21 protein-coding genes are annotated in these 25,602 nt (G+C 68.9%); 20 read left to right on the top strand and 1 reads right to left on the bottom strand.

Annotated elements, in window-relative coordinates:
• Positions 1-7 precede the first annotated feature (7 nt).
• The 17 genes from KHO22_RS31095 (at position 8) to KHO22_RS31015 (ending at position 18,923) form a co-directional block, all read left to right on the top strand.
• Entirely contained in the window at positions 8-907 is a 900-nt protein-coding gene (locus KHO22_RS31095; RefSeq protein WP_211951034.1) for an enoyl-CoA hydratase, read from the top strand.
• A complete protein-coding gene (locus KHO22_RS31090; RefSeq protein ID WP_211951033.1) occupies positions 904-2,007 on the top strand; it encodes a nitronate monooxygenase in 1,104 nt (367 codons plus the stop codon). The genes KHO22_RS31095 and KHO22_RS31090 overlap by 4 nt, the downstream gene beginning before the upstream one ends.
• 19 nt (positions 2,008-2,026) lie before the next feature.
• The gene (locus KHO22_RS31085; RefSeq protein ID WP_211951032.1) at positions 2,027-2,836 is read left to right on the top strand and encodes an enoyl-CoA hydratase family protein; all 810 of its coding nucleotides are present in this window, start codon (positions 2,027-2,029) and stop codon (positions 2,834-2,836) included.
• Entirely contained in the window at positions 2,826-3,992 is a 1,167-nt protein-coding gene (locus tag KHO22_RS31080) for an acyl-CoA dehydrogenase family protein (RefSeq protein WP_211951031.1), read from the top strand. Before KHO22_RS31085 ends, KHO22_RS31080 begins: the two co-directional genes overlap by 11 nt.
• A gap of 20 nt (positions 3,993-4,012) precedes the next feature.
• Positions 4,013-5,080 (top strand): acyl-CoA dehydrogenase family protein, encoded by a 1,068-nt coding sequence (locus KHO22_RS31075; protein WP_211951030.1) that lies wholly within the window; start codon positions 4,013-4,015, stop codon positions 5,078-5,080.
• A 20-nt stretch (positions 5,081-5,100) separates the two neighbouring features.
• A complete protein-coding gene (locus tag KHO22_RS31070) occupies positions 5,101-6,252 on the top strand; it encodes an acetyl-CoA C-acetyltransferase (RefSeq protein WP_211951029.1) in 1,152 nt (383 codons plus the stop codon).
• A 10-nt stretch (positions 6,253-6,262) separates the two neighbouring features.
• Positions 6,263-7,138, top strand: a complete 876-nt coding sequence (locus tag KHO22_RS31065; RefSeq protein ID WP_211951028.1) for an SDR family oxidoreductase — start codon at positions 6,263-6,265, stop codon at positions 7,136-7,138.
• Positions 7,139-7,149: 11 nt separating this feature from the next.
• A complete protein-coding gene (locus KHO22_RS31060; RefSeq protein ID WP_211951027.1) occupies positions 7,150-8,349 on the top strand; it encodes an acyl-CoA dehydrogenase family protein in 1,200 nt (399 codons plus the stop codon).
• Entirely contained in the window at positions 8,346-9,548 is a 1,203-nt protein-coding gene (locus tag KHO22_RS31055; RefSeq protein WP_211951026.1) for an acyl-CoA dehydrogenase family protein, read from the top strand. The genes KHO22_RS31060 and KHO22_RS31055 overlap by 4 nt, the downstream gene beginning before the upstream one ends.
• The gene (locus tag KHO22_RS31050) at positions 9,545-10,357 is read left to right on the top strand and encodes an SDR family oxidoreductase (protein WP_211951025.1); all 813 of its coding nucleotides are present in this window, start codon (positions 9,545-9,547) and stop codon (positions 10,355-10,357) included. Before KHO22_RS31055 ends, KHO22_RS31050 begins: the two co-directional genes overlap by 4 nt.
• Before the next feature lie 56 nt (positions 10,358-10,413).
• Positions 10,414-10,869 carry a MaoC family dehydratase gene (locus tag KHO22_RS31045; protein WP_211951024.1) on the top strand — a complete coding sequence of 152 codons (456 nt, stop codon included), beginning with the start codon at positions 10,414-10,416 and terminating at the stop codon, positions 10,867-10,869.
• Between the two features lie 16 nt (positions 10,870-10,885).
• Complete coding sequence (locus KHO22_RS31040) at positions 10,886-12,088, top strand: acetyl-CoA C-acyltransferase (RefSeq protein WP_211951023.1); 1,203 nt, start codon at positions 10,886-10,888, stop codon at positions 12,086-12,088.
• 131 nt (positions 12,089-12,219) lie between these two features.
• Positions 12,220-13,182: a WD40/YVTN/BNR-like repeat-containing protein gene (locus tag KHO22_RS31035; RefSeq protein WP_211951022.1), complete on the top strand. Its 963-nt coding sequence runs from the start codon at positions 12,220-12,222 to the stop codon at positions 13,180-13,182.
• Between the two features lie 66 nt (positions 13,183-13,248).
• Positions 13,249-15,702, top strand: a complete 2,454-nt coding sequence (locus tag KHO22_RS31030; protein WP_211951021.1) for an efflux RND transporter permease subunit — start codon at positions 13,249-13,251, stop codon at positions 15,700-15,702.
• Between the two features lie 28 nt (positions 15,703-15,730).
• The gene (locus KHO22_RS31025; protein ID WP_211951020.1) at positions 15,731-16,972 is read left to right on the top strand and encodes an NADH:flavin oxidoreductase; all 1,242 of its coding nucleotides are present in this window, start codon (positions 15,731-15,733) and stop codon (positions 16,970-16,972) included.
• A 71-nt stretch (positions 16,973-17,043) separates the two neighbouring features.
• A complete protein-coding gene (locus KHO22_RS31020; protein ID WP_211951019.1) occupies positions 17,044-18,129 on the top strand; it encodes a 3-ketosteroid-9-alpha-monooxygenase, oxygenase component in 1,086 nt (361 codons plus the stop codon).
• Positions 18,130-18,131: 2 nt separating this feature from the next.
• Positions 18,132-18,923: an SDR family oxidoreductase gene (locus tag KHO22_RS31015; protein ID WP_211951018.1), complete on the top strand. Its 792-nt coding sequence runs from the start codon at positions 18,132-18,134 to the stop codon at positions 18,921-18,923.
• Between the two features lie 68 nt (positions 18,924-18,991).
• On the opposite strand, the gene KHO22_RS31010 is transcribed toward KHO22_RS31015, so the two are convergent.
• The gene (locus KHO22_RS31010) at positions 18,992-19,816 is read right to left on the bottom strand and encodes a 3-oxoadipate:acetyl-CoA acetyltransferase (RefSeq protein ID WP_211951017.1); all 825 of its coding nucleotides are present in this window, start codon (positions 19,814-19,816) and stop codon (positions 18,992-18,994) included.
• Between the two features lie 662 nt (positions 19,817-20,478).
• Between KHO22_RS31010 and KHO22_RS31005 the strand changes: the two genes are divergently transcribed.
• From KHO22_RS31005 to KHO22_RS30995, 3 genes are all read left to right on the top strand, one after another.
• The gene (locus tag KHO22_RS31005) at positions 20,479-22,674 is read left to right on the top strand and encodes a type I secretion system permease/ATPase (RefSeq protein ID WP_211951016.1); all 2,196 of its coding nucleotides are present in this window, start codon (positions 20,479-20,481) and stop codon (positions 22,672-22,674) included.
• The gene (locus KHO22_RS31000; RefSeq protein WP_211951015.1) at positions 22,658-24,046 is read left to right on the top strand and encodes an HlyD family type I secretion periplasmic adaptor subunit; all 1,389 of its coding nucleotides are present in this window, start codon (positions 22,658-22,660) and stop codon (positions 24,044-24,046) included. Before KHO22_RS31005 ends, KHO22_RS31000 begins: the two co-directional genes overlap by 17 nt.
• 85 nt (positions 24,047-24,131) lie before the next feature.
• Positions 24,132-25,602, top strand: a 1,471-nt coding sequence (locus KHO22_RS30995; protein ID WP_211951014.1) for a VCBS domain-containing protein, incomplete at its 3' end; no start/stop codon positions are given.

Here is a 25,602-nt window from a genome sequence, read left to right as displayed (position 1 = left end):
CGCCGACATGACAACGCCAGCCATCGAGCCCACCGAAGCCGTCGCCCTGGGCCCCAATGCCGAAGTGCTCTACAGCGTCGCGGACGGCATTGCCACCGTGACCATGAACCGGCCGCAGTACCACAACGCGCAGAACTCGAAGATGACGTATGCGCTGGACGAAGCCTACCGGCGCGCCGCCTGTGACGACGCGGTCAAGGTGATCGTGCTGCGCGGCGCCGGCAAGCATTTCTCGGCCGGGCACGACATCGGCACGCCGGGGCGTGATATCAATGAGTCGTTCGAGCGTGCCTCGCTCTGGTATGACCACGTCAACAAGCCTGGCGGCGAGTTCCTCTATGCGCGCGAGCAGGAGGTCTACCTCGGTATGTGCCGGCGCTGGCGCGAGCTGCCGAAGCCTACGATCGCGATGGTGCACGGCGCGTGCGTTGCCGGCGGGCTGATGCTTGCCTGGGTGTGCGACCTGATCGTGGCCTCGGACGATGCCTTCTTTGCCGATCCGGTGGTGCGCATGGGCATTCCCGGCGTGGAGTACTTCGCGCATCCCTACGAGCTGCACCCGCGCATCGCCAAGGAATTCCTGTTCCTGGGCGAGCGCATGGGCGCCGAGCGCGCCGAGCGCATGGGCATGGTCAATCGCGTGGTGCCGCGCGAAGCGCTGGAGGAAGCGGTCTACGGCATGGCCGCCAAGGTCGCGCAGATGCCGCGGCTGGGCCTGACGCTGACCAAGCAGGCGATCAACCATGTGGAAGACCTGCAGGGCAAGCGCACGGCAATGGATGCGGTCTTTGCCTGGCACCACTTCGCCCATGCGCACAACGAACTGGTCAGCGGCGACAAGCTCGGCGGCTATGACGCGCGTGCGATGGCGGCGTCGCAACGCACCGGCGGCGAGGGGAAGGCATGAGCGCCGGCACGAGCAACGCGAGCCTGCACACCGTGCTGTGCGACCTGCTGGGCTGCCGCTATCCCATCGTCCAGACGGCGATGGGCTGGGTGGCGGACGCAAGGCTGGTCGCGGCCAGCGGCAACGCCGGGGCGTTCGGCTTCCTGGCCGGCGCAACCATCCCGCCCGGCGAGGTCGAGCGCGAGATCCTGCGTGTCAGGGCGCTCAGCGAGCGGCCCTTCGGCATCAACTTCCACATGTTCCAGCCCAACGCTGACGAAGTGATCGAGATGGCGATCCGCCACCGGCTGCGCGCGGTCAGCTACGGGCGCGGCCCGGACGCGAAGATGGTCGGCCGGCTCAAGGCGGCGGGGATCGTCTGCATGCCGACGGTCGGCGCCGCGAAGCACGCGGCCAAGGCCGTCGAGATGGGCGCGGACGTGGTCACCGTGCAGGGCGGCGAGGGTGGCGGCCATACCGGCGGCACGCCCACGACATTGCTGCTGCCGCAGGTGCTGGACAGCGTCAGCGTGCCGGTGGTGGCCGCGGGCGGCTTCTTCGACGGCCGCGGGCTGGCCGCGGCGCTGGCCTACGGCGCCGCCGGCGTGGCCATGGGCACGCGCTTCCTGATGTCGGCGGAATCGCCCGTGCCGGCGCAGACGCTGGAGCGCTACGTCAAGGTGCGCGACCCGGGCCAGATCCGCGTGTCGCTGGCTATCGACGGCCTGCCGCAGCGGATGATCGACAACCGCTTGCTGCTGGAGCTGGAGAAGGCCGGCCCGTGGCGGCGCACCTGGCTGGCGCTGGCGGCCGCGCGCAAATGGCAGGCACGCACCGGCATGCGCGGCACGCAGATGCTGGCCACCGCCTGGCGCGCCATGCGCGAGCAGGACTACAGCGCCGCCCAGACCCTGATGGCCGCCAATGCGCCGGTGCTGATCCAGCGCGCGATGGTGGAGGGCTGCCCGGACGAGGGCGTGCTGCCCAGCGGCCAGGCGGCCGCCGCCATCGGCGCGATCGAATCGTGCGAGCAGATCGTGGCCGGCATGGCCGTGCAGGCGCAGGCACGGCTTGCGGTGCTGGCGGCGCTGGCAGGAACCGGACTGGCTGCAGCGGCCTGACCCACAGACAGAGGAAACCATGCAAATCAACCACAAGACCGGGCCGTTCCGCATCGACACCGCCGATGGCATCGCCGAACTGGTGATCGACCACCCGCCCGTCAACGCGCTCGATAACGCCGGCTGGCACGCGCTGGCCGCCGCCATCGACCGCCTCGGCGCCGATCCGGCCGTGCGCGTGATCGTGCTGCGCGGCGAAGGCCGCGGCTTCTGCGCGGGCGTCGATATCAAGGAGCTGTCGGCACACCCGGAGCGCATCGTCGGCGTCAACGCCGGCAACTACGCCACCTTCCGCGCCGTGCACCGCAATCCCAAGCCGGTCATCGTGGCCGTGCACGGCTTCGTGCTGGGCGGCGGCATCGGCATCTGCGGCGCGGCCGACATCATCGTCGCGTCGGAGTGCGCGCGCTTTGGCGTGCCGGAGATCGACCGCGGCGCCATGGGCGGCGGCGCACACCTGCAGCGCATGTTCGGCGTGCAGAAGGTCAGGGCGATGTACTTCACCGGCGAGATGATCGATGCCGCCGAGGCCTACCGTCTTGGCGCGGTCGAGCGCGTGGTCCCGCGCGCGGCACTGCGCGACGCCGCCATGGCGCTGGCCCGCCAGATCGCGGCCAAGAGCCCGGCCATGCTGCAGCTCGCCAAGGAAGCGCTCAACGGCGTGGAAGACGGCAACCTGGAGGACAAGTACCGCTGGGAGCAGGGCTTCACGCTGCAGGCCTATATGAGCGCGGATTCCGGCGAGGCGCGCGCCGCCTTCGTCGAAGGCCGCGAAGCCAGCTTCGCCGGCTCCGGCACAGGGAACGAGGGGGCACGCGATGCAGCTTGAATATACCGACGCCCAGCGCGCCTTTCGCGCCGAAGTGCGCGACTGGATGGCCGCGCACGTGCCGCGCACGCCGCTGGCCAGCTTCGACACCGAAGAGGGCTTTGCCCAGCACCGCGCGTGGGAAGCCACGCTCGACCAGGGCCGCTGGAGCATGGTCACGTGGCCGGCCGAACTGGGCGGGCGCGGCTGCGACCTGATCGAGTGGCTGATCTTCGAGGAAGAGTACTGGCGTGCCGGCGCGCCGATGCGCGTCAACCAGAACGGCATCTTCCTGCTCGGGCCCACGCTGATGGAGTTCGGCACCGAGGCGCAGAAGGCGCGCTTCCTGCCGCGCATGGCCTCGGGCGAGCATATCTGGGCGCAGGGCTGGTCCGAGCCGAACGCCGGCTCCGACATGGCCGCGATCCGCTGCAGCGCGATCCGCGATGGCGATGACTATGTAATCAACGGCCAGAAGATCTGGTCGACGCGCGCGGTGTGGGCGGACTGGCTGTTCGGGTTGTTCCGCACCGATCCGGCGTCGACGCGCCACCACGGGCTGACCTTCGTGCTGGTGCCGCTGAATACGCCCGGCATCACCGTGCGGCCGATCCGCCAGCTCAACGGGCAGACCGGCTTTGCCGAGATCTTCTTCGACGACGTGCGCGTGCCGGTGGAGAACCGCCTGGCCGCCGAAGGTGCCGGCTGGCAGGTGGCCATGGCCACGGCCGGCTTCGAACGCGGCCTGATGCTGCGCTCGCCGGCCCGCTTCCAGGAAACCGCGCGCGCGCTGGTCCGGCTGTACCAGGCCAACCGCGAGGCCGCGGACCGCGACCCGTCGCTGCGCGACGCGGTGCTGCGCGCATGGATGGATGCCGAGGCCTACACGCTGTCCACCTACGCCACCGCGAGCCGGCTGGTGCGCGGCGGCCACATCGGCGCGGAGTCGAGCACGAATAAGGTGTTCTGGTCCGAGCTGGACATCCATATGCACGACACCGCGCTGGCGATCCTGGGGCAGGCGGCGGAAGTCGCGCCCGCGGGCCAGCCGCCGGGTTCGCTCGGCCACTGGCTGGACGGCTTCCTGTTCTCGCAGGCCGGGCCGATCTATGCCGGCACTAACGAGATCCAGCGCAATATCGTCGCCGAGCGCCTGCTCGGCATGCCGCGCGCGTGACGGCACCCGGGGGAAACACGATGGATTTCACACTGACCGAAGAACAGGAACAGTTCGCCGAGGCGATCCGGCGCTTCCTGATGACAGAGATGACGCCGGAACTGACGCGCGAGCTCTGGAACACCGACACGGGCCGCTCCGACGCGCTGTGGCGCCAGCTTGCCGACCAGGGGCTGACCGGCCTGATGGTGCCGCAGGAGCAGGGCGGGCTGGCGCTGGGAGAGGTGGAATGGGCACCGCTGGCGCAGGCGTGCGGCTATTTCGCGCTGCCCGAGCCGTTGCTTGACACGGCACTGGTGGCGGCCGGGCTACTGCGCGATGCGCTCGCCGTCGCTCCGCATGCATCGGCGCGCGAGCGCTGCGCCACATTGCTGGAGCGCATTGCCACGGGCGATGCCCGCGTGGCGGTCGCGCATCCGCAGGAGCGGCTGGTGGCCGACGCCCATGTCGCCGACGCCATCCTGTGCGCGCACGACGGCGCTGTCCACCTGCTGCGCCCGGACCATGTCACGCTGACGCCGCGCACCGGCCTCGATCCGTCGCGCCGCCTGTTCGAGCTGGCGTGGCAGCCCGACGCGGGCACCGAACTGATCCCCGCCGGCACCGGCCTGTGGGACATGGCACTGAACCGCGGCGCGCTCGGCGTGGCCGCCCAGCAGCTGGGGCTGACGCAGCGCATGCTCGACCTGGCGATCGACTACAGCGCGCAGCGCAAGCAGTTCGGCAAGGCGATCGGCGCCTACCAGGCGGTCAAGCACCTGCTGGCGGACGTGGCGATCCAGCTTGAATTCGCCAAGCCGGTGCTGCTGCGCGCCGCGGCCGCGCTGGCGCATGGCCTGCCGGATGCGGGCCTGCACGTCTCGCATGCCCGCGTGGCGGCCGCGCGCTGTGCGTGGACCGCGGCACGGCAGGCGATCCAGGTGCATGGCGCGATGGGCTACACCTGGGAGCTGGACCTGCAGATCTTCACCAAGCGGGCCTGGGCGCTGGCGGGAAGCTGGGGCGACCGTGCCTTCCACAAGGCGCGCGTGGGCGCGCACATCCTGGACGGCGGGCATGACATCGGCGCCGGGGCGACCTTCGCCTGAATCGAAAGAGAGAAATGATCATGAAAGACGCCTATATCGTTGATGCCCTGCGTACGCCCACCGGGCGCCGCAAGGGCGGACTGTCGCACATGCACGGCGCCGACCTGGGCGGCTTCGTGCTGGCCGAACTGGTGCGCCGCAACGGCATTCCCGCCGGGGACTACGACGACGTGGTATTCGGCTGCGTCGACACCATCGGCCCGCTGGCCGGCAATATCGCGCGCAGCGCATGGCTGGCGGCCGGGTTGCCGCTGACCGTGCCGGGCGTGACGGTGGACCGCCAGTGCGGCTCGTCCCAGCAGGCCGTGCACTTTGCCGCGCAGGCGGTGATGAGCGGCACGCAGGACGTGGTGATCGCCGGCGGCGTGCAGACCATGACGCAGATCCCGATCTCGTCGGCGATGCTGGCCGGGCAGGCGCTGGGCTTTGCCGACCCGTTCTCGGGCAGCAAGGGCTGGCAGGCGCGCTTCGGCGATGCGCCGGTATCGCAGTTCCACGCCGCGCAGCGCATTGCCGAGCACTGGAAGCTGTCGCGCGAGGCCATGGAAGCCTATGCGCTGGAAAGCCACCAGCGTGCGGCCGCTGCGATCGAGGGCGGCCGCTTCGCGCGCGAGATCGTGCCGTGCGAGGGCGTGAAGCAGGACGAGACGCCGCGCCCCGATACCACGCTGGCGAAGATGGCCGCGCTGGAACCGCTGCTGCCGGGCAGCTCGCTGACCGCGGCGGTGTCCAGCCAGACCGCCGACGCCGCGGCCGCGCTGCTGATCGTTTCCGAAGAGGCGCTCAAGCGCTACCAGCTCACCCCGCGTGCGCGCATCGCGCATATGAGCGTGCTGGGCGACGATCCGCTGTGGATGCTGACCGCGCCGATCCCCGCGACGAAGCGCGCGCTGGAACGCAGCGGCCTGCGCCTGTCGGATATCGACGTGGTCGAGATCAATGAGGCCTTTGCCTCGGTGGCGATGGCGTGGCTGGCCGAGACCGGCTACGCGCCCGAGCGCACCAACCCCAATGGCGGCGCCATCGCGCTGGGCCACCCGCTGGGCGCCACCGGCGCGCGCCTGATGACCACGCTGCTGCACGAACTCGAACGCACTGGCGGCCGCTATGGCCTGCAGACCATGTGCGAAGGCGGCGGGCTGGCCAACGTCACCATCATCGAACGCCTGTAAGGAGAACGCCATGGGTATCTGCGACGGACGCACCGTCATCATCACCGGCGCCGGCGGCGGGCTGGGGCGCGCCTACGCGCTGGCATTCGGCGCCGAGGGCGCCAACGTGGTCGTCAACGACATCCGGCGCGAAGCGGCCGAGGCGGTCTGCGCGGAAGTCCGCGCGGCCGGTGGCTCCGCGCTCGCCAGCGATGACGACATCACGCAGCTGGCCACCGCGCAGCGCATCGTCGATGCGGCGGTCGAAGCCTTCGGCGAGGTGCACGTGCTGGTCAACAACGCCGGCATCTGCCGTGACCGCATGTTCCTCAGCCTCACCGAGGCGGACTGGGACGACGTGATGCGCGTCCACCTGCGCGGCCACTTCTGCCTGGCCAACCTGCTGGCCAGGCGCTGGCGCGACGCGGCCAAGGCCGGGCGCGCGGTCGACGCGCGCATCATCAACACCAGTTCCGGCGCGGGGCTGCAAGGCTCGGTCGGGCAGTCGAACTACGCCGCGGCCAAGGCCGGCATTGCCGCGCTGACGCTGGTGCAGGCGGCCGAGCTGGGCCGCTACGGCATTACCGCCAACGCACTGGCGCCGGCCGCGCGCACCGGCATGACCGAGCAGGTCTTCGCCGACATGATGAAGGCGCCGGAAGGCGGCTTCGACTACTACGATCCGGCCAACGTCGCACCGCTGGTGGTGTGGCTGGGCAGTGCGGACTCGGCGCAGGTCACCGGGCGCATGTTCGAGGCGGCCGGCGGCATGGTGTCCATGGCCGACGGCTGGCGCACCGGGCCGAAGGCCGACAAGGGCGCACGCTGGCAACCGGCGGAAGTCGGCGCGGCGGTGGCCGGACTGCTGGCGCAGGCCGAGCCGCCCCAGCCGGTCTACGGCGCCTGAGCGCGACAGCCATGGATTTCTCCATTTCTGTCGAACACCGGATGGTCCGCGACAGCGCGCGCGACTATCTTGCCGCGCACAGCGATTCGGCGGCGGTGCGGCGCGCGACCGAGGCCGGCCCGGCCCACGACGACACGCTGTGGCGCGCGGTGGCGGGCGAGCTGGGCTGGTGCGGCATCGCACTGCCTGAAGCCGTGGGCGGCGCCGGACTCGGCGCGCCGGGGCTGGCGCTGCTGCAGGAACAGCTCGGGCAGCACCTGGCGTGCGTGCCGTTCTGGTCCACGGCCTGCGTCGCCGCGCCGTGGCTGCAGACTGCCCTGGGTTCGCGCGGCAGTGCGCAGTGGCTGGAACGGCTGGCCGCGGGCGAGTGCCGCGCCGCCGCGGTATGGCCGGCCGATGGTGGCTGGCAGTACGGCGCTGTCGCGATCACCGCCCGGGCGCACGCGGACGGCTTCGTGCTGCATGGCAGCGCCGCGCAGGTGCACGACGCCGCCGGCGCGGACTGGCTGCTGGTGCCTGCCACGCTCGATGGCGGCGAGCCCGCGCTGTTCGTGCTGGAGCCGGTTGCGCTGGCCGATGAGGCGCGCTTCGCGCTGGCCTCGCTCGATACGCTCGACCGCACGCGGCCCATGGCGTCGCTGCGGCTCGACGGGCTGCCGGTGCGCGCGGACGCCTGCCTGGCGCGTGGCGATGCCGCGGCGCAAGGCCTGGCGCAGGCGTGGTGGCACGGCAAGCTGATGCTGGCGGCCGAGCAACTCGGCGCGGCCCAGCAGTGCCTGGACCTGACCGTCGCCTACGCGTCGGAACGTATTCAGTTCGGCCGCGCCATCGCCTCGTTCCAGGCGGTCAAGCACCGCTGCGCGCAGATGATGGTGCTGGTCGAAGCCGCGCGCTCGGCGGTGTATGGGGCGGCGCAGGCATGGGAGGCGGCCGCTATGGTCGATAGGGCCGCTATGGCCGCTATGGCCGCTATGGCCGATGCCCGGATCGAGATCGCCGCCGCCTCCGTCGCGGCCGACGAAGCGCTGCGCTTTGGCGCGCAGGAGGCCATCCAGCTGCATGGCGGCATCGGCTTCACCTGGGAATACGACCCCCAGCTCTATTTCAAGCGCGCGCAGGCCGCCAGCCACTGGCTCGGCGGTGCCGGCGCCGCGCTCGCATACCTTGCCCGTTTCGTCGATAGCGGGTCGCAAGCCTGGAGAACAGCATGACCGCGCATGAAGAGTCGGCCTTCCGCGCCGAGGTGGCCCGATGGATGGCCGCCAACCTGGCAGGCGAATTCGCCTGCCTGAAACACCGCGGCGGCCCCGGCGACGAAGACGCCTTTCCCGCGCTGCGCAAGGGTTGGGAACGGCGCCTGGCCGAGGGCGGCTGGACCGGCCTGGGCTGGCCGCGCGCGCATGGCGGGCGCGACCTGCCGGTGATGCAGCAGGTGATCTTCCACGAGGAATACGCGCGCGCCGGCGGCCCGGGCCGCATGGGCCATATCGGCGAGGGCCTGATCGGTCCGACCCTGATCGCCTTCGGCACCGAGGACCAGAAGGCGCGCCTGCTGCCCGGCATCCGCCATGGCACTACGTTCTGGTGCCAGGGCTATTCGGAACCCGGCGCGGGCTCGGACCTGGCCAATGTGCGCACGCGCGCCGTACGTGATGCCGCCAGCGGCGACTGGCTGGTCAGCGGCCAGAAAGTGTGGACCTCGCTCGCGCACGATTCCGACTGGATCTTCGTGCTGGCGCGCTGCGAGCCTGGCTCGCGCGGCAGCAAGGGGCTGATCTTCCTGATGCTGCCGCTGGACCAGCCCGGCATCGAGATCCGCCCGATCCGGCAGATGGGCGGCGGCGCCGAATTCAACGAGGTGTTCTTCGACGGCGCGCGCGCCGCGGCCGCCGACGTGCTGGGCGAGCCCGGCGACGGGTGGCGCATCGCCATGGCGCTGCTGGGCTTCGAGCGCGGCATTTCCACGCTCGGCCAGCAGATGCAGTTCACGCATGAGCTGGAATGGGTGGCGCAGACGGCGCGCGACAACGGCAGCAGCCGCGATGCGCTGGTGCGCCAGCGCATCGCGCGCGCCTGGGCCGGACTGCGCGTGATGCGCGCCAACGCGCTGCGCATGCTGGCCGGCGCGGCGCAGGCCAGCCAGGACGGTGGCACCGCCCTGCAGCGCGAGGCGCTGATCTACAAGTACTACTGGTCCAACTGGCACCGCGACCTGGGCCAGCTCGCGCTGGACGTGCTGGGCCCCCTGGCCAATGTGCTCGACCCCGGCGACGCCCGCCGCACCCGCCTGCAGCAGATGGCGCTGTTCTCGCGCGCCGACACCATCTACGCCGGCACCAACGAAATCCAGCTCAACATCATCGCCGAACGCGGCCTTGGCATGCCGCGCGAAGCTCGAGGACAGTCATGACCCAGAACATCGAAGCCTACGAAGCCCCCGCAGCGCCGGCCTATGTGCCCGGCCACCAGCTGCTCGCCGGCAAGAGCGTCCTCATCACCGCGGCCGCGGGCGCCGGCATCGGCTTTGCCGCGGCGCGCCGCTGCGCGGAGGAGGGCTGCCGCGCGTTGATGATCTCCGACGTCCATCCCAAGCGGCTGGACGAAGCCGTAGGGCGTCTGCGTGCGGAAACCGGGCTGCAGGCGATCCATGGACAGCTTTGCGATGTGTCCGACGAAGCGCAGGTCCGTGCACTCGTGGCCGCCGCGGAAGAGGCGCTCGGCGGCACCGACGTGCTGATCAACAACGCCGGGCTGGGCGGCTCGCGCCGCCTAGTTGATATGGACGATGCCGAGTGGTCGCGCGTGATCGATATTTCCCTCACCGGCACCTTCCGCATGACGCGCGCGATCTTGCCGCACATGCAGGGGCGCCGGCGCGGCGCGATCGTCAACAACGCCTCGGTGCTTGGCTGGCGTGCGCAGAAGGAGCAGTCGCACTACGCCGCGGCCAAGGCCGGCGTGATGGCGCTGACGCGCTGCAGCGCGATGGAGGCCGCCGAGTTCGGTGTGCGCATCAACGCGGTGGCGCCCAGCATCGCGCTGCACGATTTCCTGAAGAAGTCGGCGCCGGCCGACCTGCTGCGCCAGCTCAGCGAGCGTGAAGCCTTCGGGCGCGCGGCGGAGGTGTGGGAGGTGGCCAATGTGATGGTGTTCCTGGCCAGCGACTACGCGTCTTATATGACCGGCGAGGTGTTGCCGGTGAGCAGCCAGCGCGCCTGAACGCAAGCAAGGCCGGGCAGCACAGCCGGAATCGGGAACAAGAGTAGGAACCAGACATGCCACGCATTTTCCGTTCTGCCGAAGACATCCACGCCGCCGTCGGCCAACGCCTCGGCGAAAGCGCCTGGACCCGCATTACCCAGGACCAGGTCAACCAGTTCGCCGATGCCACCGGCGACCACCAGTGGCTCCACGTCGATCCGGAGCGCGCCGCGCAGGGCCCCTACGGTGGCTGCATTGCCCACGGCTACCTGACGCTGGCGCTGGTCAACCAGTTCCTGCCGGAACTGGTCACCGTCGAAGGCATGAAGTGGGGCGTCAACTACGGCTGCGACAAGGTCCGCTTCCCGGCGCCGGTGCGCGTCGGCGCGCGCGTGCGCGGCGTGGGCGAACTGGTGCGGGCCGAGACCCTGCCGGGCGGCGTGCAGTCGGTGGTGCGCATGACGGTGGAGATCGAAGGCGAGGCCAAGCCCGCCTGCGTGGCCGAGACCATCAGCCGTTACTACTTCTGACCACAGGGAACCGAGCATGAATGAAGCAGTCATTGTCGCCGTTGCGCGCACCCCCATCGGCAAGGCCTTCCGCGGCGCCTTCAACGATACCGAGACCCCGGCGCTGGGTGGCCACGTGGTGCGCGCGGTGGTCGAGCGCGCGGGCGTGGACCCGGCCGAGATCGACGACGTGCTGATCGGCGCGGCCGCGCAGCAGGGTACGCAGGGCTACAACCTGGGCCGCCTGTGCGCGGTGGCCGCGGGGCTGCCCGACAGCGTGCCGGGCATGACCATGGACCGCATGTGCGGCTCGGGCCTGATGACGATCGCCGCGGGTGCCCGCGCGATCCAGTGCGGCGAGGCCGACATCATCGTGGCCGGCGGCGCGGAGTCGATCTCGCTCACGCAGAACAAGTACAAGAACAGCTACCGCGCCCAGTCCGAAGCGGTGCTGGCGCGGCAGCCGGCCGCCTATATGGCGATGATCGAGACCGCCGAGGTGGTGGCGCGCCGCTACGGCATCAGCCGTGCCGAGCAGGATGCCTACGCCTGGCGCAGCCAGCAGCGCACCGCCGAGGCGCAGCGGCGCGGCGCCTTCGACGACGAGATCGTGCCGCTGGAAACGCGCCGCGTGCTGTTCGACAAGGCCGGCGTGCTGACGGGCCACGAGAGCGTGACGCTGGCGCAGGACGAATGCAACCGGCCCGATACCACGGCGGCCAGCCTGGCCGCGCTCAAGCCGGTCTGGAGCGGCGGGCAGGCGGTGGCCGAGGGCGAGCACATCACCGCAGGCAATGCCTCGCAGTTGTCCGACGGTGCTGCCGCCGTGCTGCTGATGAGCGCCGACGAAGCGCGCCGCCGCGGCCTGCGTCCGCTGGGCCGCTACCGCGGCATGGCCGTGGCGGGCTGTGCGCCCGACGAGATGGGCATCGGCCCTGTGTTCGCGGTGCCGAAGCTGCTGGCGCGCTACGGCATGACGGTGGCCGACGTCGGGCTGTGGGAGCTGAACGAGGCCTTCGCCTCGCAGGTGCTGTACTGCCAGCAGAAGCTGGGCATCCCCGATGCGCGGCTCAACGTGAACGGCGGCGCGATCTCGGTCGGGCACCCGTTCGGCATGTCGGGCGCCCGGATGGCCGCGCATGCGCTGATCGAGGGCCGGCGCCGCGGCGTGCGGCAGGCGGTGGTGACGATGTGCATCGGTGGCGGCATGGGGGCGGCCGCGCTGTTCGACGTGCTGTAGCAAGAACCGCCGGTTTTCCGCGCTCTCCCATTCATGGGAGAGCGCGGAGAACAGTTCGCTGCACCAGGCAGCCCCGGCATGCATGGCCCGCCACGAGGCCGCCTGCCACCACTCCAGAACGGAGGAGACAAATGAAACGACTGATCGGCATCGCCATGTCGGTGGCCGTGCTGGCTACCGCGGTATGGGCCTTCGCGCCGCGTCCGCTGCCGCCGTTCCCGGCCACCGCACTGCGCCCCGACGGCCTGCAGGTCAACGGCATCGCCCGCGCCGGCCAGCGCCTGGTCGCGGTCGGCGAGCGCGGCAAGATCCTGCTCAGCGACGACCTGGGGCGCAACTGGCGCCAGGCAACGGTGGACCAGCCGCAGGGCGCCACGCTGACGCAGGTGTCCTTCGCCGACAGCCGGCTGGGCATCGCGGTCGGCCACAGCGGCCTGATCCTGCGCACCGAAGACGGCGGCGCGCACTGGCAGCAGGTTGCCTTTGACTCGCAATCGTCCGACCCGCTGCTGGGCGCCCTGGCCCAGGCCAGCGGGCCGTGGTTCGCCGTGGGCAGCTTTGGCCGGCTCCTGGTCTCGCATGACCAGGGCAGGCATTGGGACGCGGCGCCGGACAAGACTATGCAGGACCGCCACCTCAACGCTATCGCCGCGGATGCGCAGGGGCGCCTGATGCTGGTCGGCGAAGCCGGCCTGGTACTGCGCTCGACCGATGGCGGCAGCCATTGGGAGCCGCTCAAGACCCCTTATGAAGGCTCGCTGTACGGCGCGCTGCCGCTGCGCGACGGCGCCTGGCTGGCCTACGGCATGCGCGGCAACGCGCTGCGCAGCGAGGATTTCGGCACGACCTGGCAGGCCGCGGAAACCGGCCTCAGGACTTCGTTCTTCGGTGGCGCCGAGCTGGCCGATGGCCGCATCGTACTGGCCGGGCAGGGCGGCATGCTGGTGATGTCCGCCGACGGCGGGCGCCACTTCGCGGCGCTGCCGGCCGGCAGCCCGCAGTCCCTGGCCGCGCTGGTCCCGACCGGCAAGGACACGCTGGCGCTCGGTGGCAACGGCGGCCTGTCCGGCGCCACGCTCGCGGCCACGCGCTGAAATCCGGCTCGGCTCCCCCCCGGCGCCCGCCCCGTTGAACCCGCACGACCGAACGCGAGAACCATCATGACCCGCCCCCACTCCCCCGGCCGCCTGGGCCGCTTCGTCGATGCCTGCGCCAGCGTGCTGATGCGCCGGCGCCGCCTGCTGCTGTTGCTATGCCTGGCCGTGACCATGGCGCTGGGCTTCTCCGCCACGCGCCTGCGGCTCGATCCCGGCTTCAACAAGATGATCCCGCTGCAGCACCCGTACATGCAGGTGTTCACCAAGTACGCGAGCACCTTCTCGGGTGCCAATACGGTGCTGGTGAGCCTGCGCTGGAAGGGCGACGGCGATATCTACAACGCCGCCTTCATGGACAAGCTGCGCCACGCCACCGATGAAGTGTTCTTCATCCCCGGCGTGGACCGTTCGCGCGTGTTCTCGCTGTTCACGCCCAACGTGCGCTACACCGAGGTGACCGAGGCCGGCTTTCGCGGCGACGTGGTGGTGCCCGGACGCTTCTCCGGCGCGCCCGACGAGCTCGACAAGGTGCGGCGCAATGTGGCGCGTTCAGGCCAGATCGGCCGGCTGGTCAGCAATGACCTGAAGTCCGCGCTGATCCGCGCGGAGCTGCGCGAGACCGACCCGGACACCGGCAAGACCATCGACTACGGCACCGTGGCGCGCCAGCTCGAGAAGATCCGCGCGCAGTTCGGCGGCACCGATGTCGAAGTCAACGTCGTCGGCTTCGCCAAGCTGGTGGGCGATGTCGAGGCGGGGATCGCGGGCGTGATGGGCTTCTTCGCGCTGGCCTTCGCCGTGACGGCGCTGCTGCTGTGGCTGTACACGCGCTCCCTGCGCATCACGGTGCTGGCGCTGGTGGTGGCGCTGCTGCCGGTGTGCTGGCTGCTGGGCCTGCTGCCGCTGCTGGGCTACGGCATCGATCCGATGTCGATCCTGGTGCCGTTCCTGATCTTCTCGATCGGGGTCTCGCATGCGGTGCAGATGACCAACGCCTGGAAGCAGGAGGTGGTGCAGGGGCTCAATGCGCTGGATAGCGCCGGCGCGGCCTTCCGCAAGTTGTTCCTCCCCGGCACGGTGGCGTTGCTGACCAATGCGCTGGGCTTCATGGTCATCATGCGCATCGAGATCGATATCGTGCGCGAGCTTGGCATTACCGCCTGCCTGGGCGTGCTATTGATGATCGTGACCAACAAGGTGTTCCTGCCGATCCTGCTGTCGTACACGCGGCTGGAGCCGTCGGCGCTGGCGCGGGCGCAGGCGCGGCGCGCGCAGGAGAAAGGGCAGGGAAATGGCGGGCTGTGGCAGAAGTTTGGCGCACTGGCGCGCCCGGCGCCCGCACTCTGCGTGTTCCTGGCCGCGCTGGCGCTGCTGGCGGCCGGTGCCATCGAATCGCGCGGCCTGAAGATCGGCGATGTCGGCACCGGCGCGCCGGAGCTGCGCGCGGATTCGCGCTACAACCGCGACAGCGCCAGCATCGTGGGCCAGTACAACATCGGCTCGGATGCGCTGACCGTGGTGGTGGAGCCGACCGACTTCGACGACGGCTGCCTGCACTACCCGGTGATGAGCGCGGTGGAGCGCTTCGAGATGCATATGCGCGGCGTGTCCGGCGTGCAGTCGGTGGTCAGCGTGTCGTCGCTGGCCAAGGTGGTGATCGGCGCCTACAACGAAGGCAATCCGCGCTGGGAGGCGCTGCCGCGCAGCAGCGAGGGCCTGAGCCAGGGCGCCAAGGCCTACGACCCGGACAACGGCATGAATACGTCCAACTGCCAGGCCATCCAGGTGCTGATCTACACCGCCAACCACGAAGGCGCGACCATTGCCCACATCATCCGGGAGATCCGCCGCTTCAACGCCACCGACAAGACGCCCAATGTGGCGTTCCGCCTGGCCGGCGGCAATATCGGCGTGATGGCGGCCACCAATGAAGCGGTGGAGGAGGCCGAGGTGGCGATGCTGCTGGCGATCTTCGGCGCGATCACGCTGCTGTGCCTGCTGACGTTCCGCTCCTGGCGCGCGGTGCTGTGCATCATCGTGCCGCTGACGCTGGTGTCGGTGCTGTGCAATGCGCTGATGGCGCGGCTCGGCATCGGCCTGAAGGTGTCGACCTTGCCGGTCATCACGCTGGGCGTGGGCGTGGGCGTCGACTACGGCATCTACCTGTACGAGCGCATCCAGCACCAGATCCGCGAAGAAGGCCAGGCGCTGCCGCAGGCCTTTGCCGAGGCCATGCGCCAGCGCGGCTCGGCGGCGCTGTTCACGGCGCTGACGATGTGCATCGGCGTGGGCACCTGGGCCTTTGCCGCGCTCAAGTTCCAGGCCGACATGGGCATCCTGCTGGCCTTCATGTTCCTGGTGAACCTGTTCGGCGCGGTATCGCTGCTGCCGGCGCTGGCGGCGTGGCTGGGGGTGGAGAATGAGGAGCGCGCCCGCGCGGCGGCCAGCACTGCCGCGGCCGCGGCAGGCGGCCAGACGGTACGGCCCGCGCACGCGCTGAAATCGGACGCGACCTGAGCCACGCAGGCGACATCGGAGAGACAGGATGCGCGATACCCAGACATCGGCGGCGGCGGCCTTCACGCCGCTGCGCCTTGGCCCGCTCACGCTGCGCAACCGCTTCATCAAGGCGGGCGCTAATGAAGGCATGACGCCACACGGCCTTCCCACGCAGGCGCTGGTGAGGCATCACCGCGATCTTGCCGCGGGCGGCGTGGGCATGACCACGGTGGCCTACGCGGCGGTCGCCGACGACGGCCTGACGTTCTCGCACCAGCTCAGCATGCGCGGGGAACAGGTGCCGCACCTGCGCGTGCTGACCGACGCTGTGCATCGCGAAGGCGCGGCGGCCTGCCTGCAGATCACGCACGCGGGCTCGTTCACCACCATGCGCCACGGCGGCAGCCGCGCGCCGGGCAGCGCATCGTCCGGGCTCAATGCCTTCGGCATGATGCATGGCGTGTATTTCCAGCGCGCCATGCGTGAAGCCGACATGGCGCGGGTTGCCTGCCAGTTTGCCGCGGCGGCGCGGCTGGCGCGCGAGGCCGGCTTCGATGCGGTCGAGATCCACATGGGGCACGGCTACCTGCTCAACCAGTTCCTGTCGCCGCTGAGCAACCGGCGGCGCGATCCGTTCGGCGGCAGCGTGGAGAACCGGACCCGCTTCCCGGCGGCGGTGCTGCGGCAGGTGAAGGAGGCCGTCGGCGCCGACCTTGCGGTGTGCTGCAAGCTCAGCGTCAGCGATTGCGTGCCGGGCGGCAACCAGCCCGCGGACTCGGCCGTGACCGCGCGCATCCTTGAGGCGGAAGGGGCCGACCTGCTGACGCTCAGTGGCGGCCGCAACGTGGAAAGTCCCTGGGCGCTGTTCGGCAGCCCGATGCCGACGGCGCAGATGAAGGCCGCCGCCCCGACCGCGCTGGCACGCTTCGGCATCACCATGCTGGAGAAGAGCACGCCGCGCGATCTCGCTTTCCGCGAGCTGTATTTCCTGGAAGCGTCGCGCGTGGTACGGCGGGCGGTGCGCATGCCGCTGGCGTACGTCGGCGGCGTCAAGTCGATCGGCAACGTGGCGCAGCTCATGGAAGAGGGCTTCGACGGCATCGCGCTGGCGCGTGCGCTGATCCATGATCCCGCACTGGTCGCCAACTGGCACAGGGGCATAGTGCAGCGCTCGGCCTGCGACAGCTGCAATGGCTGCGTGGCCAGGATCTACGATCCCGCCGGCGTCAGCTGCGTGCATGGCCCCGGCAACGACCCGGCGCTGGCGCGCCTGGTCGCACTGCAGTAGTCCGATGGGACGATGAGCCGCCGGGCGGACGCTCGTATCTTGAAGTTCCCACGGGATATCAAGGAGACACCATGAGCACGAACGGCATCAGCGGCTACAAGATCGAATCGCGCCCGCCCACGGACCGCTACGCGCGCGGCTGGCACTGCCTGGGCCTTGCCGACGCCTACCGCGACGGCAAGCCGCACACGCTGGACATCTTCGGCCGCCGCCTGGCCGCGTTCGCCGACTCGACCGGCGCCATCCGCGTGATCGACGGCCACTGCCCGCACATGGGCGCGGACCTGAGCACCGGCACCGTGCAGGGCGACAATTTAGTGTGCCCATTCCACGGCTGGCAGTGGGGCGGCGATGGCGGCTGCAAATCCATCCCCTACTGCAAGCGCGTGCCGCCCAAGGCACGTGTCGGCGCCTGGGAGACCAGCGAGCAGAACCGGCTGCTGTTCATCTGGCACGATCCCGAGGGCAGCCCGGCGCCGCCGGAAGTGGCCATCCCGCGCATCGACGCCTGCTATTCGCCGGAGTGGTCGGACTGGGCCATCGACGAGATGCTGATCCGCACCAACTGCCGCGAGCTGGTCGACAACATCTCCGACATGGCGCACTTCGGCGTGGTGCACGGCTCGCCGGTGGACTACTTCGCCAACCTGTTCGAAGGCCACAAGGCCACGCAGCTGATGATTGGGCGTAGCGCGCGCCTGTCCGGCGATGCGCAGTTGACGGCGCTGTCGACGTATTTCGGGCCGGCGTACCACATCACCGAGATGACCGGGCAGATGGGCGACCAGCAGATCCACTCGATCCTGCTCAACTGCCATGTGCCGATCGACCAGAACAGCTTCGTGCTGCGCTATGGCGTGCTGGTGAAGAAGATCGCGGGGCTGTCCGACGAGCAGAACCGCGCCATGGCGCAAGCCTATGTGGAGCAGGCCCGCGCTGCCTTCTACGAGGACGTGGCGATCTGGGACAGCAAGATCCGCATCGACAACCCGCTGCTGTGCGAGGGCGACGGGCCGATCTACCAGATGCGCGACTGGTACCAGCAGTTCTACACCGACGTGGAGCAGGTGCGCCCGTCCAGCGTGGCGCGGCGCGTGGTCGAGATGAACCTCGCCGACATCGAGCCGCCGGTGCTGCGCCACGTGTTCGAGGGCTGACCGTGAGGACCGTTGTGGTGACCGGCACCGCGTCCGGCATGGGCGCGGCGGTGCGCCAGCGCATGCTGGCCGAGGGCTGCCAGGTGATCGGCGTGGATCTGCGCGACGCGGACATCGTTGCCGACCTGTCCACCGCGCCGGGGCGCACTGCCGCCATCGATGCGGCGCTGTCGCGCTCGGGCGGCCGCATCGACCAGCTGGTGTGCTGCGCCGGGCTGGGCCCGCATGTCGACCCCGCCACGCTGGTGGCATCGGTCAACTACTTCGGCGTGGTGGCCCTGCTCGACGGCCTGTTCGATGCGCTGTGCCGGGGCTCGGACCCTGGCGCGGTGGTGGTGTCGTCGAACTCGGCCACGCTCCAGTCGTGGGAGGGCAGCCCGCTGCGCGATGCCTACCTCGCCGGCGACGAGGCCGGCGTGCTGGCCATGGTGGCAGCCGCCGGGCAGGCCGAAGCCACGCGCGACCAGGCCGGCTATATCGCCTACGCCAGCTCCAAGCACGCGGTCACGGCCGCCGCGCGGCAACGCGCGGCGGCGTGGGGCCGGGCAGGGGTGCGCCTCAACGTGGTCGCGCCGGGCGCGGTGGAAACGCCGCTGCTGCAGGCGGGGCTGAAGGATCCGCGCTATGGCGATGCCATCCGCGACTTCGTATCGCCGCTGGGCCGCCGCGCCCGGCCTGAAGAGGTGGCTGCGCTGATTGCCTTCCTGTGCGGGCCGGACGCTGCGTACCTGCATGGCAATGTGGTGTTCATCGACGGCGGGCTGGATGCCGCGCAGCGGCCGCTGATGTTCTGAAGCGCGCGCCCTTGGTCCAGATGAACGGCTTGACGTTGGTGTTGCGGTGAGCGATGTGAGAGTGCTGCTCAGCTCAGACTCAGGATCTCGCGAGCCTGGGCCGCGGTCGCGACGGGGCGACCATACGCCTCGCAAAGCTCTGCAACCTGGCGCACAAGCGCGGCATTGGACGGGGCGAGCGTATCCTTGTCCATCCGCACATTGTCCTCGAGCCCGGTGCGGCAGTGCCCCCCGAGTTCGAGAGACCAGCGAGCCATCGTCAGCTGATCGCGGCCGATGCCGGCGCCGGTCCATGTCGCATCGGGCGAAAGGCGCTTGAGGGTACGAACGTAGAATTCAAGCACTTCGCGATCGACAGGCATTGCGTTCTTGATGCCCATCACAAACTGGATGTGCAGGGGACCGACGATCGCGCCCGCCGCCTGCATCGCTGCGGCCTGGAAGATCATCGACAAGTCGAAGGCCTCGACTTCTGGCTTGATGCCGTAGGCCTTCATTTCGGCGGCGAGCCAGTTGACCAGGTCCGGCGGATTGTCATAGACCCGGGTTGGGAAATTGACCGAGCCGGTTGCCAGGGAGGCCATGTCGGGCCGCAGGGATAGCATGGCGCCTCTCTCATTGCCGGCTCCGGAGCGACCGCCGGTGGACACCTGGGTGATCATGCCCGGTGCGTGCTTGCGAATGCCTTCCAGCACCAGCGCGAAACGATCGGGATTCGACGTGGGCGTTTCGTCATCGTTGCGTACGTGGAGATGAACCAGGGTCGCCCCGGCTTCGAATGCCGCCTGGGTCGATTCCACCTGCTCGTTCACTGTGATCGGCACAGCCGGATTGTCTTTCTTGCGCGGCAGTGATCCCGTGATCGCAACAGAAATGATGCAAGGCTTGTTCATGCTTGATCTCAGTAGATTGGGTGGAGGGGGCGGGGTATTGCTGGTGCCTCCGGGGTCACCGGGACGGCGGCCTCTGCGTTGGGTTGGCGCGGTCCTCGTTCGTATCGGTGGACCGTTCGCTGCATCGTATGGGCGGCTGCCTGGCTTCGTCCAATACTGATTGGGTTTGCAATGATACGGAGGGAGTATCGATAGCCGCCGCACGCCGATCGACGGGCGATCAGGCGTATTCCGTCGGAATTATCCGCTGCGAGACGATGCATAACCGCCTCCACAACCGGCACAGTTCCGCGGACACTGCGGGTGGCTGACGAACCGCACGTGCTCGTTGCAGGGAGTCTTGATATCGGACAGTGCTTGTCATGACGATGGCCGACTGTGCCATACCGCAAATGGATGATCCCTGCCGCCAAGTGCCTACGTAGCGTGCAGCCATTTGGATGATGCCTCGGCGCAAGCACTTTAGTTATGCTCGTGTCGACATCACACCAATGGTATCGGGGGAAGCCATGGCTGGATGCTTAGAATGCGGACGTCGGCCGGCCGCGCGGCACACCGCGTCCGAACTTTGGAAAAAGGAACCGGCGCCCGCCGAACGGCCCGGCACAATGCGCCGCCGTCGTGTCCCGATGTTGATCTTTGCGAACGCGTAGCGGGCCGCCATGGATGCCAATACGGCAGCGCCCTTTCCGCAAGCAGTAGACGCCGGCTGGGAAATACCGCCCGCAGCGCAGCCACGCGCGGACGCCGACGACCCTCTGCTGGGATGCCTGCTTTGGCTCACGCGCGCATTTCACCGGCCGGTATCGGCTGAGACCTTACTGGCAGGCCTGCCGCTCGAAGCTAACCGCCTGAGCCCCGCTTTGTTCCCGCGTGCGGCCGCGCGAGCCGGCATGTCAGCCAAGCTGGTCCGACGCCGTCTCGACGACATCCCTGACCTGGTGCTGCCGGCGATCCTGCTGCTCAAGTCGAGCCAGGCCTGCCTGCTGGTGCGTCGCCAGGAAGACGGCCGCTTCTTGGTCGCGATGCCTGAGACGGGTGATGGCGAGCAGGAGCTCACGCGCGAGGAGCTGGACGCCCGCTACGCTGGCCATGCCATCTTCGCGCGCCCCGCGCACCGCTTCGAAACCGCGGCCGATGCTGAGGCGGCGCAGCCGCGCCAGTGGTTCTGGGGTGCGATGCGCCAGTCGTGGACGCTCTATGGCGAAGTGCTGGTGGCCTCGCTGCTGCTCAGCCTGTTCGCGCTGGCCATGCCGCTGTTCACCATGAATGTGTACGACCGCGTGGTGCCCAACCATGCGATGGAAACATTGTGGGCGCTGGCGATCGGCGTCGGCCTGGTGATTGCCTTCGATTTGCTGATGCGTACTTTGCGCGGCTACTTCGTAGATGTAGCTGGCAGGCGCATCGATGTCACGGTCTCCGCCTGTGTGTTCGAGCGCGTGCTGGGCATCCAGATGAAGGCCCGGCCGGCTTCGGTAGGCAGCCTGAGCAGCCAGTTGCAGGAGTTCGAGTCGGTACGGGAGTTTCTCACCTCGGCCACCATTACCACGTTGATCGATCTGCCATTCGCAATAGTCTTCATCGCGGCGATATTCTGGGTGGGCGGGCCGCTGGCATGGGTGCCGCTGTTGACGGTGCCGTTGGTTATCGGCGTGAGCCTGGCACTGCAGGGGCCGCTGTCGCGGGCGGTTCGCGCCACCAGCGCCTGCGCGTCCCAGCGCCAGGCCGCGCTGGTCGAAACACTGGTCGGACTGGAGACCATCAAGACCACCGGCTCGGAGGGCAGCGCTCAGCGCAACTGGGAGCAAGTGGTGGGGCAGATGGCCAGGCTTGGGCTGAAATCGCGCCTGCTATCCGCCTGCGTGATCAACTTCTCGCTGTTCGCCCAGCAGGCCGCCGCGCTGGCGGTGGTGGTGCTGGGCGTCTATCTGATTGCCGAAGACCGCCTCACCACGGGCGGGCTGATTGCCTGCACCATCCTCGCCGGCCGGGCGCTGGCCCCGCTGTCGCAGATGGCGGCGCTGGCTACGCGCTATCACCAGGCCCGCACGGCGCTGGCCGGGCTGGACCGCATGATGCAATTGCCGGTCGAGCGGCCGCCCGAAAAGCACTTTATTCATCGCCCGCGGCTGCGCGGCGAGATCGAGTTTCGCCAGGTCAGCTTCCGCTATCCGGGTCGTGCCGGTGCAGCACTGGACGATGTTTCGTTCCGCATCGCCAGCGGCGAGCGGGTGGGGGTGATCGGGCGCATCGGTTCGGGCAAGACCACGATCGAGAAGCTCATTCTGGGCCTCTATGCCCCGGACGCCGGCACCATTCTGGTCGATGGCGCCGAAGTGCGCCAGCTCGATCCGACGGCGCTGCGGCGCGATATCGGCTATGTGCCGCAGGACGTCGTGCTGTTCAGTGGCACCGTGCGCGACAACATCGTCATGGGGGCGCCCTATGCCGCCGACGACGCGGTGCTGCGCGCGGCGCGGCTGGGCGGCGTCAGCGATTTCATCGACCGCCTGCCGGACGGGTTCGACCTGCGCCTGGGCGAGCGAGGAGAGGGCCTGTCGGGCGGGCAGCGCCAGGCTATTGCCATCGCCCGCGCCGAACTGCAGCAGCCACCACTGCTGTTGCTGGACGAACCCAGCAGCGCCATGGACAACCGTACCGAAGAACAGTTCAAGGCCCGCCTGGCCAGCGCACTGGCAGGGCGAACGCTCATGCTGGTCACGCATCGCGGGTCGCTGCTCAGCCTGGTGGACCGGCTCATCGTGATGGACCAGGGTCGCATCGTTGCCGATGGGCCCAAGGCCGAGGTGCTGAACGCCCTGGCGGGGAGGAAGCTTCATGTTGCCTCGGCCTGAGCCAGGCCGCGCCCCGCTGGCGCGGCGCATCGTGTCGGCCCTGCGGGCGTCCGACGACGACAGCGCCTTTATGAGCGAACGCAACGCCGCGGCCTTCGCCGCGCCGCGCCACTTTTCGCACTGGATACTGTGGGCCACGCTGGCCTTCGTGCTGGTCGGCCTCGCATGGGCCGCGCTGGCGCGGGTGGACGAAGTCACGGTCGGCGAGGGCAAGGTGATTCCCTCCAGCCAGGTCCAGGTGGTGCAAAACCTCGAAGGCGGGATCGTCGCGGAAATCATGGTGCGGCCAGGTCAGGTGGTGAGCAAGGACCAGCCCCTCATGCGCATCGACGACACCCGCTTCACTGCCTCCTACAAGGAGGGCCGGACGAAGGACGATGCCCTGGTGGCCCGGATCGCCCGGTTGAGCGCCGAGGCCGGTGGCCAGCCGTTTGGCGCCGCTACGGACGCGGAAGCCGGAAACCGGGGGTTCGTGACTGAGGAACGTTCCCTGTATGAATCACGCAAGCGCGCCCTGGAAGCCAATCTCGCAGTGCTGCGCCAGCAGGCGGAGCAGCGTCGCCAGGAGCTGTCGGAGAAGCGCTCGCGTGAGCAGCAGTTGCGGCAGAGCCATGGGCTGGTGTCGCGGGAGCTGGCCATGATGCGCCCCATGGTGGCGCAGGGCGTGGTTTCGGAGGTGGACCTGCTGCGGCTGGAGCGCCAGGCCAACGACCTGCAGGGCGAACTCGATGCCACACGGCTGGCCATGCCGCGCCTGGATGCGGCCTACCGCGAGATCCAGAAGAAGATCGATGAAATCACCACGCATTTCCGCGCCGAGGCCATGCAGGATCTCAACCAGGCCAAGGCCGAACAGCAGGCGCAGAGTGCAACCAATACCGCGCTGCAGGACCGCGTGGACCGTACCCTGGTGCGCGCCCCGTTGGCCGGCATCGTCAAGCAGGTCAAGATCAATACCGTCGGCGGCGTGATTCAGCCCGGCATGGATCTGGTGGAAATCGTGCCGCTGGAAGACACGCTGCTGGTGGAGGCGCGGGTGCGGCCGGCCGACATCGCCTTCCTGCGGCCGGGGCAGCCGGCCATGGTCAAGCTGTCGGCGTACGATTTTTCGATTTACGGTGGCTTCCCAGGCACGGTGGAACATATCAGCGCCGATACGCTGACGCCCGATCGTCCTGGCGAGCGACCCGAGAGCTACTACCTGGTGCGGGTGCGCACGCGGGGCAACCGTCCGACCGGCAGCACTGAACAAGTCGCGATTCTGCCTGGCATGGTGGCCACGGTGGACGTGTTGACCGGTCAGAAGACCATCCTGCACTACCTGCTTAAGCCGATTGTCAAGACCAAGGAAATGGCGTTTCGGGAACGCTGATCGAAAGCGCGGGCAGCCGTCCCGCGAATCACGATGACAGGCATGGCCGGACAAACGGGCTGCCATTCATGACGGAGGGGAAATCATGGCCACACAGAGCGGTACGAACGGGAACGACAACATCAACGGAACCGCCGCGAGCGACACCATCCTCAGTGGCAACGGAAATGACTACGTCTCGGCTGGCGATGGCAATGATTACGTCGATGGCGGCAACGGCGACGACATCATTGAAGGCGGTAGTGGCAATGACACCCTGCTGGGCGGCAATGGCAAGGACCGGGTGTTCGGCGGCCTCGGCAACGACAACCTGGCGGGCGGCAATGGTGTCGATGCAGTCTATGGCGGCAGCGGTGACGATGTGATCGGCAGCATCGACAGCGCCCCCGGCGCGAACGGAACCGACAACGGCGGCGATACGCTGTACGGCGACGGCTTCGACACCTATGCCGACTACCTGGCCGGCCGCGGCCACGAGTCGCCCCAGCCCGGCAATGACCGAATCTATGGCGGCAACGGCGACGACCTGATCTACGGCGACAATGGCAACAACGCAGAAATCGGGGGCAACGACTTCCTGTTCGGCGGCAACGGCAACGACACCATCTACGGCGAGGGTGGCAACGACACCGTCCAGGGCGGTGCAGGCGCCGACACGCTCAGCGGCGGCCGCGGCAACGACGTGTTCGTCTATGCCTCGGTATCGGATTCCACCGCTGCCAGCATGGACGTCATTACCGACTTTGTCCGCGGCTCCGACCACATCGATCTCCGTCCGGTCCTGGGCGATGCCGGCTTCGCATGGGGCGGGCGTACACCCACGGCTCATGGCGCATGGTTCCAGCAATCCGGCGGCAATACTTACGTCTATGTGGATGTCGACGGCAATCCCGCCACGGCGGAAATGGTGATTCGGCTCAACGGCACGCACGAGCTGACCAAGTCTGACTTTGCCGGCTATGATAACCACGCACCCGTTGCCGCCGAGGACGCGAATGGCATCCGGGAGGATAACTCGCCGAATCCGATCAGCGGCAACGTCCTGTCGAATGACAGCGACGTGGACGGCAATGCTCTGGCAGTAGTCAATCCCGGCACCTACACGGGGCAGTACGGTACGCTGACCCTAAGTGCCGATGGCACCTATTCCTATACGCTGAACAATGGCAGCAGTAAGGTGCAGGCTCTTTGTGACGGCGAACATGTCCAGGATGTGTTCAGCTACAGCGCCACAGACGGCCAGGCGAGTATGGCTTCGACCTTGAGCATCCGGATCACGGGTGCCAACGACGGTGCGACGATCACCGCCTCAGCCAATGAACATACGGCAGTATCGGAAGCTGCTGCCAGTGCCGGTAATGCGCCGGAGAATGTTGCATTGGCCAGCGGCACGCTGACCGTGCATGATGTGGACGCTGGTCAGGCGCATTTTGCCGCGGTGGCGCCCGAGAGCCTCACGGGCACCTACGGTACCTTCACGTTTGACAGCGGTAGCGGCGCCTGGACCTACACGCTCGACAACGGCAAGGCCGATGCGCTGACGGCGGGCCAGCAGG

The sequence above is a fragment of the Cupriavidus yeoncheonensis genome (assembly GCF_905397275.1).
Lineage (GTDB): Bacteria > Pseudomonadota > Gammaproteobacteria > Burkholderiales > Burkholderiaceae > Cupriavidus > Cupriavidus yeoncheonensis.
The sequence above is the reverse complement of the archived record's forward strand: the minus strand, read 5'-3'. Positions and strand labels throughout refer to the sequence as shown.

What these genes read in the sequence shown, in the direction of transcription:
- KHO22_RS31095 (WP_211951034.1), top strand. Translation starts at nt 8, where the DNA reads ATGACAACGCCAGCCATCGAGCCCACCGAAGCCGTCGCCCTGGGCCCC.
- KHO22_RS31090 (WP_211951033.1), top strand. Translation starts at nt 904, where the DNA reads ATGAGCGCCGGCACGAGCAACGCGAGCCTGCACACCGTGCTGTGCGAC.
- KHO22_RS31085 (WP_211951032.1), top strand. Translation starts at nt 2,027, where the DNA reads ATGCAAATCAACCACAAGACCGGGCCGTTCCGCATCGACACCGCCGAT.
- KHO22_RS31080 (WP_211951031.1), top strand. Translation starts at nt 2,826, where the DNA reads ATGCAGCTTGAATATACCGACGCCCAGCGCGCCTTTCGCGCCGAAGTG.
- KHO22_RS31075 (WP_211951030.1), top strand. Translation starts at nt 4,013, where the DNA reads ATGGATTTCACACTGACCGAAGAACAGGAACAGTTCGCCGAGGCGATC.
- KHO22_RS31070 (WP_211951029.1), top strand. Translation starts at nt 5,101, where the DNA reads ATGAAAGACGCCTATATCGTTGATGCCCTGCGTACGCCCACCGGGCGC.
- KHO22_RS31065 (WP_211951028.1), top strand. Translation starts at nt 6,263, where the DNA reads ATGGGTATCTGCGACGGACGCACCGTCATCATCACCGGCGCCGGCGGC.
- KHO22_RS31060 (WP_211951027.1), top strand. Translation starts at nt 7,150, where the DNA reads ATGGATTTCTCCATTTCTGTCGAACACCGGATGGTCCGCGACAGCGCG.
- KHO22_RS31055 (WP_211951026.1), top strand. Translation starts at nt 8,346, where the DNA reads ATGACCGCGCATGAAGAGTCGGCCTTCCGCGCCGAGGTGGCCCGATGG.
- KHO22_RS31050 (WP_211951025.1), top strand. Translation starts at nt 9,545, where the DNA reads ATGACCCAGAACATCGAAGCCTACGAAGCCCCCGCAGCGCCGGCCTAT.
- KHO22_RS31045 (WP_211951024.1), top strand. Translation starts at nt 10,414, where the DNA reads ATGCCACGCATTTTCCGTTCTGCCGAAGACATCCACGCCGCCGTCGGC.
- KHO22_RS31040 (WP_211951023.1), top strand. Translation starts at nt 10,886, where the DNA reads ATGAATGAAGCAGTCATTGTCGCCGTTGCGCGCACCCCCATCGGCAAG.
- KHO22_RS31035 (WP_211951022.1), top strand. Translation starts at nt 12,220, where the DNA reads ATGAAACGACTGATCGGCATCGCCATGTCGGTGGCCGTGCTGGCTACC.
- KHO22_RS31030 (WP_211951021.1), top strand. Translation starts at nt 13,249, where the DNA reads ATGACCCGCCCCCACTCCCCCGGCCGCCTGGGCCGCTTCGTCGATGCC.
- KHO22_RS31025 (WP_211951020.1), top strand. Translation starts at nt 15,731, where the DNA reads ATGCGCGATACCCAGACATCGGCGGCGGCGGCCTTCACGCCGCTGCGC.
- KHO22_RS31020 (WP_211951019.1), top strand. Translation starts at nt 17,044, where the DNA reads ATGAGCACGAACGGCATCAGCGGCTACAAGATCGAATCGCGCCCGCCC.
- KHO22_RS31010 (WP_211951017.1), bottom strand. Translation starts at nt 19,816, where the DNA reads ATGAACAAGCCTTGCATCATTTCTGTTGCGATCACGGGATCACTGCCG.
- KHO22_RS31005 (WP_211951016.1), top strand. Translation starts at nt 20,479, where the DNA reads ATGGATGCCAATACGGCAGCGCCCTTTCCGCAAGCAGTAGACGCCGGC.
- KHO22_RS31000 (WP_211951015.1), top strand. Translation starts at nt 22,658, where the DNA reads ATGTTGCCTCGGCCTGAGCCAGGCCGCGCCCCGCTGGCGCGGCGCATC.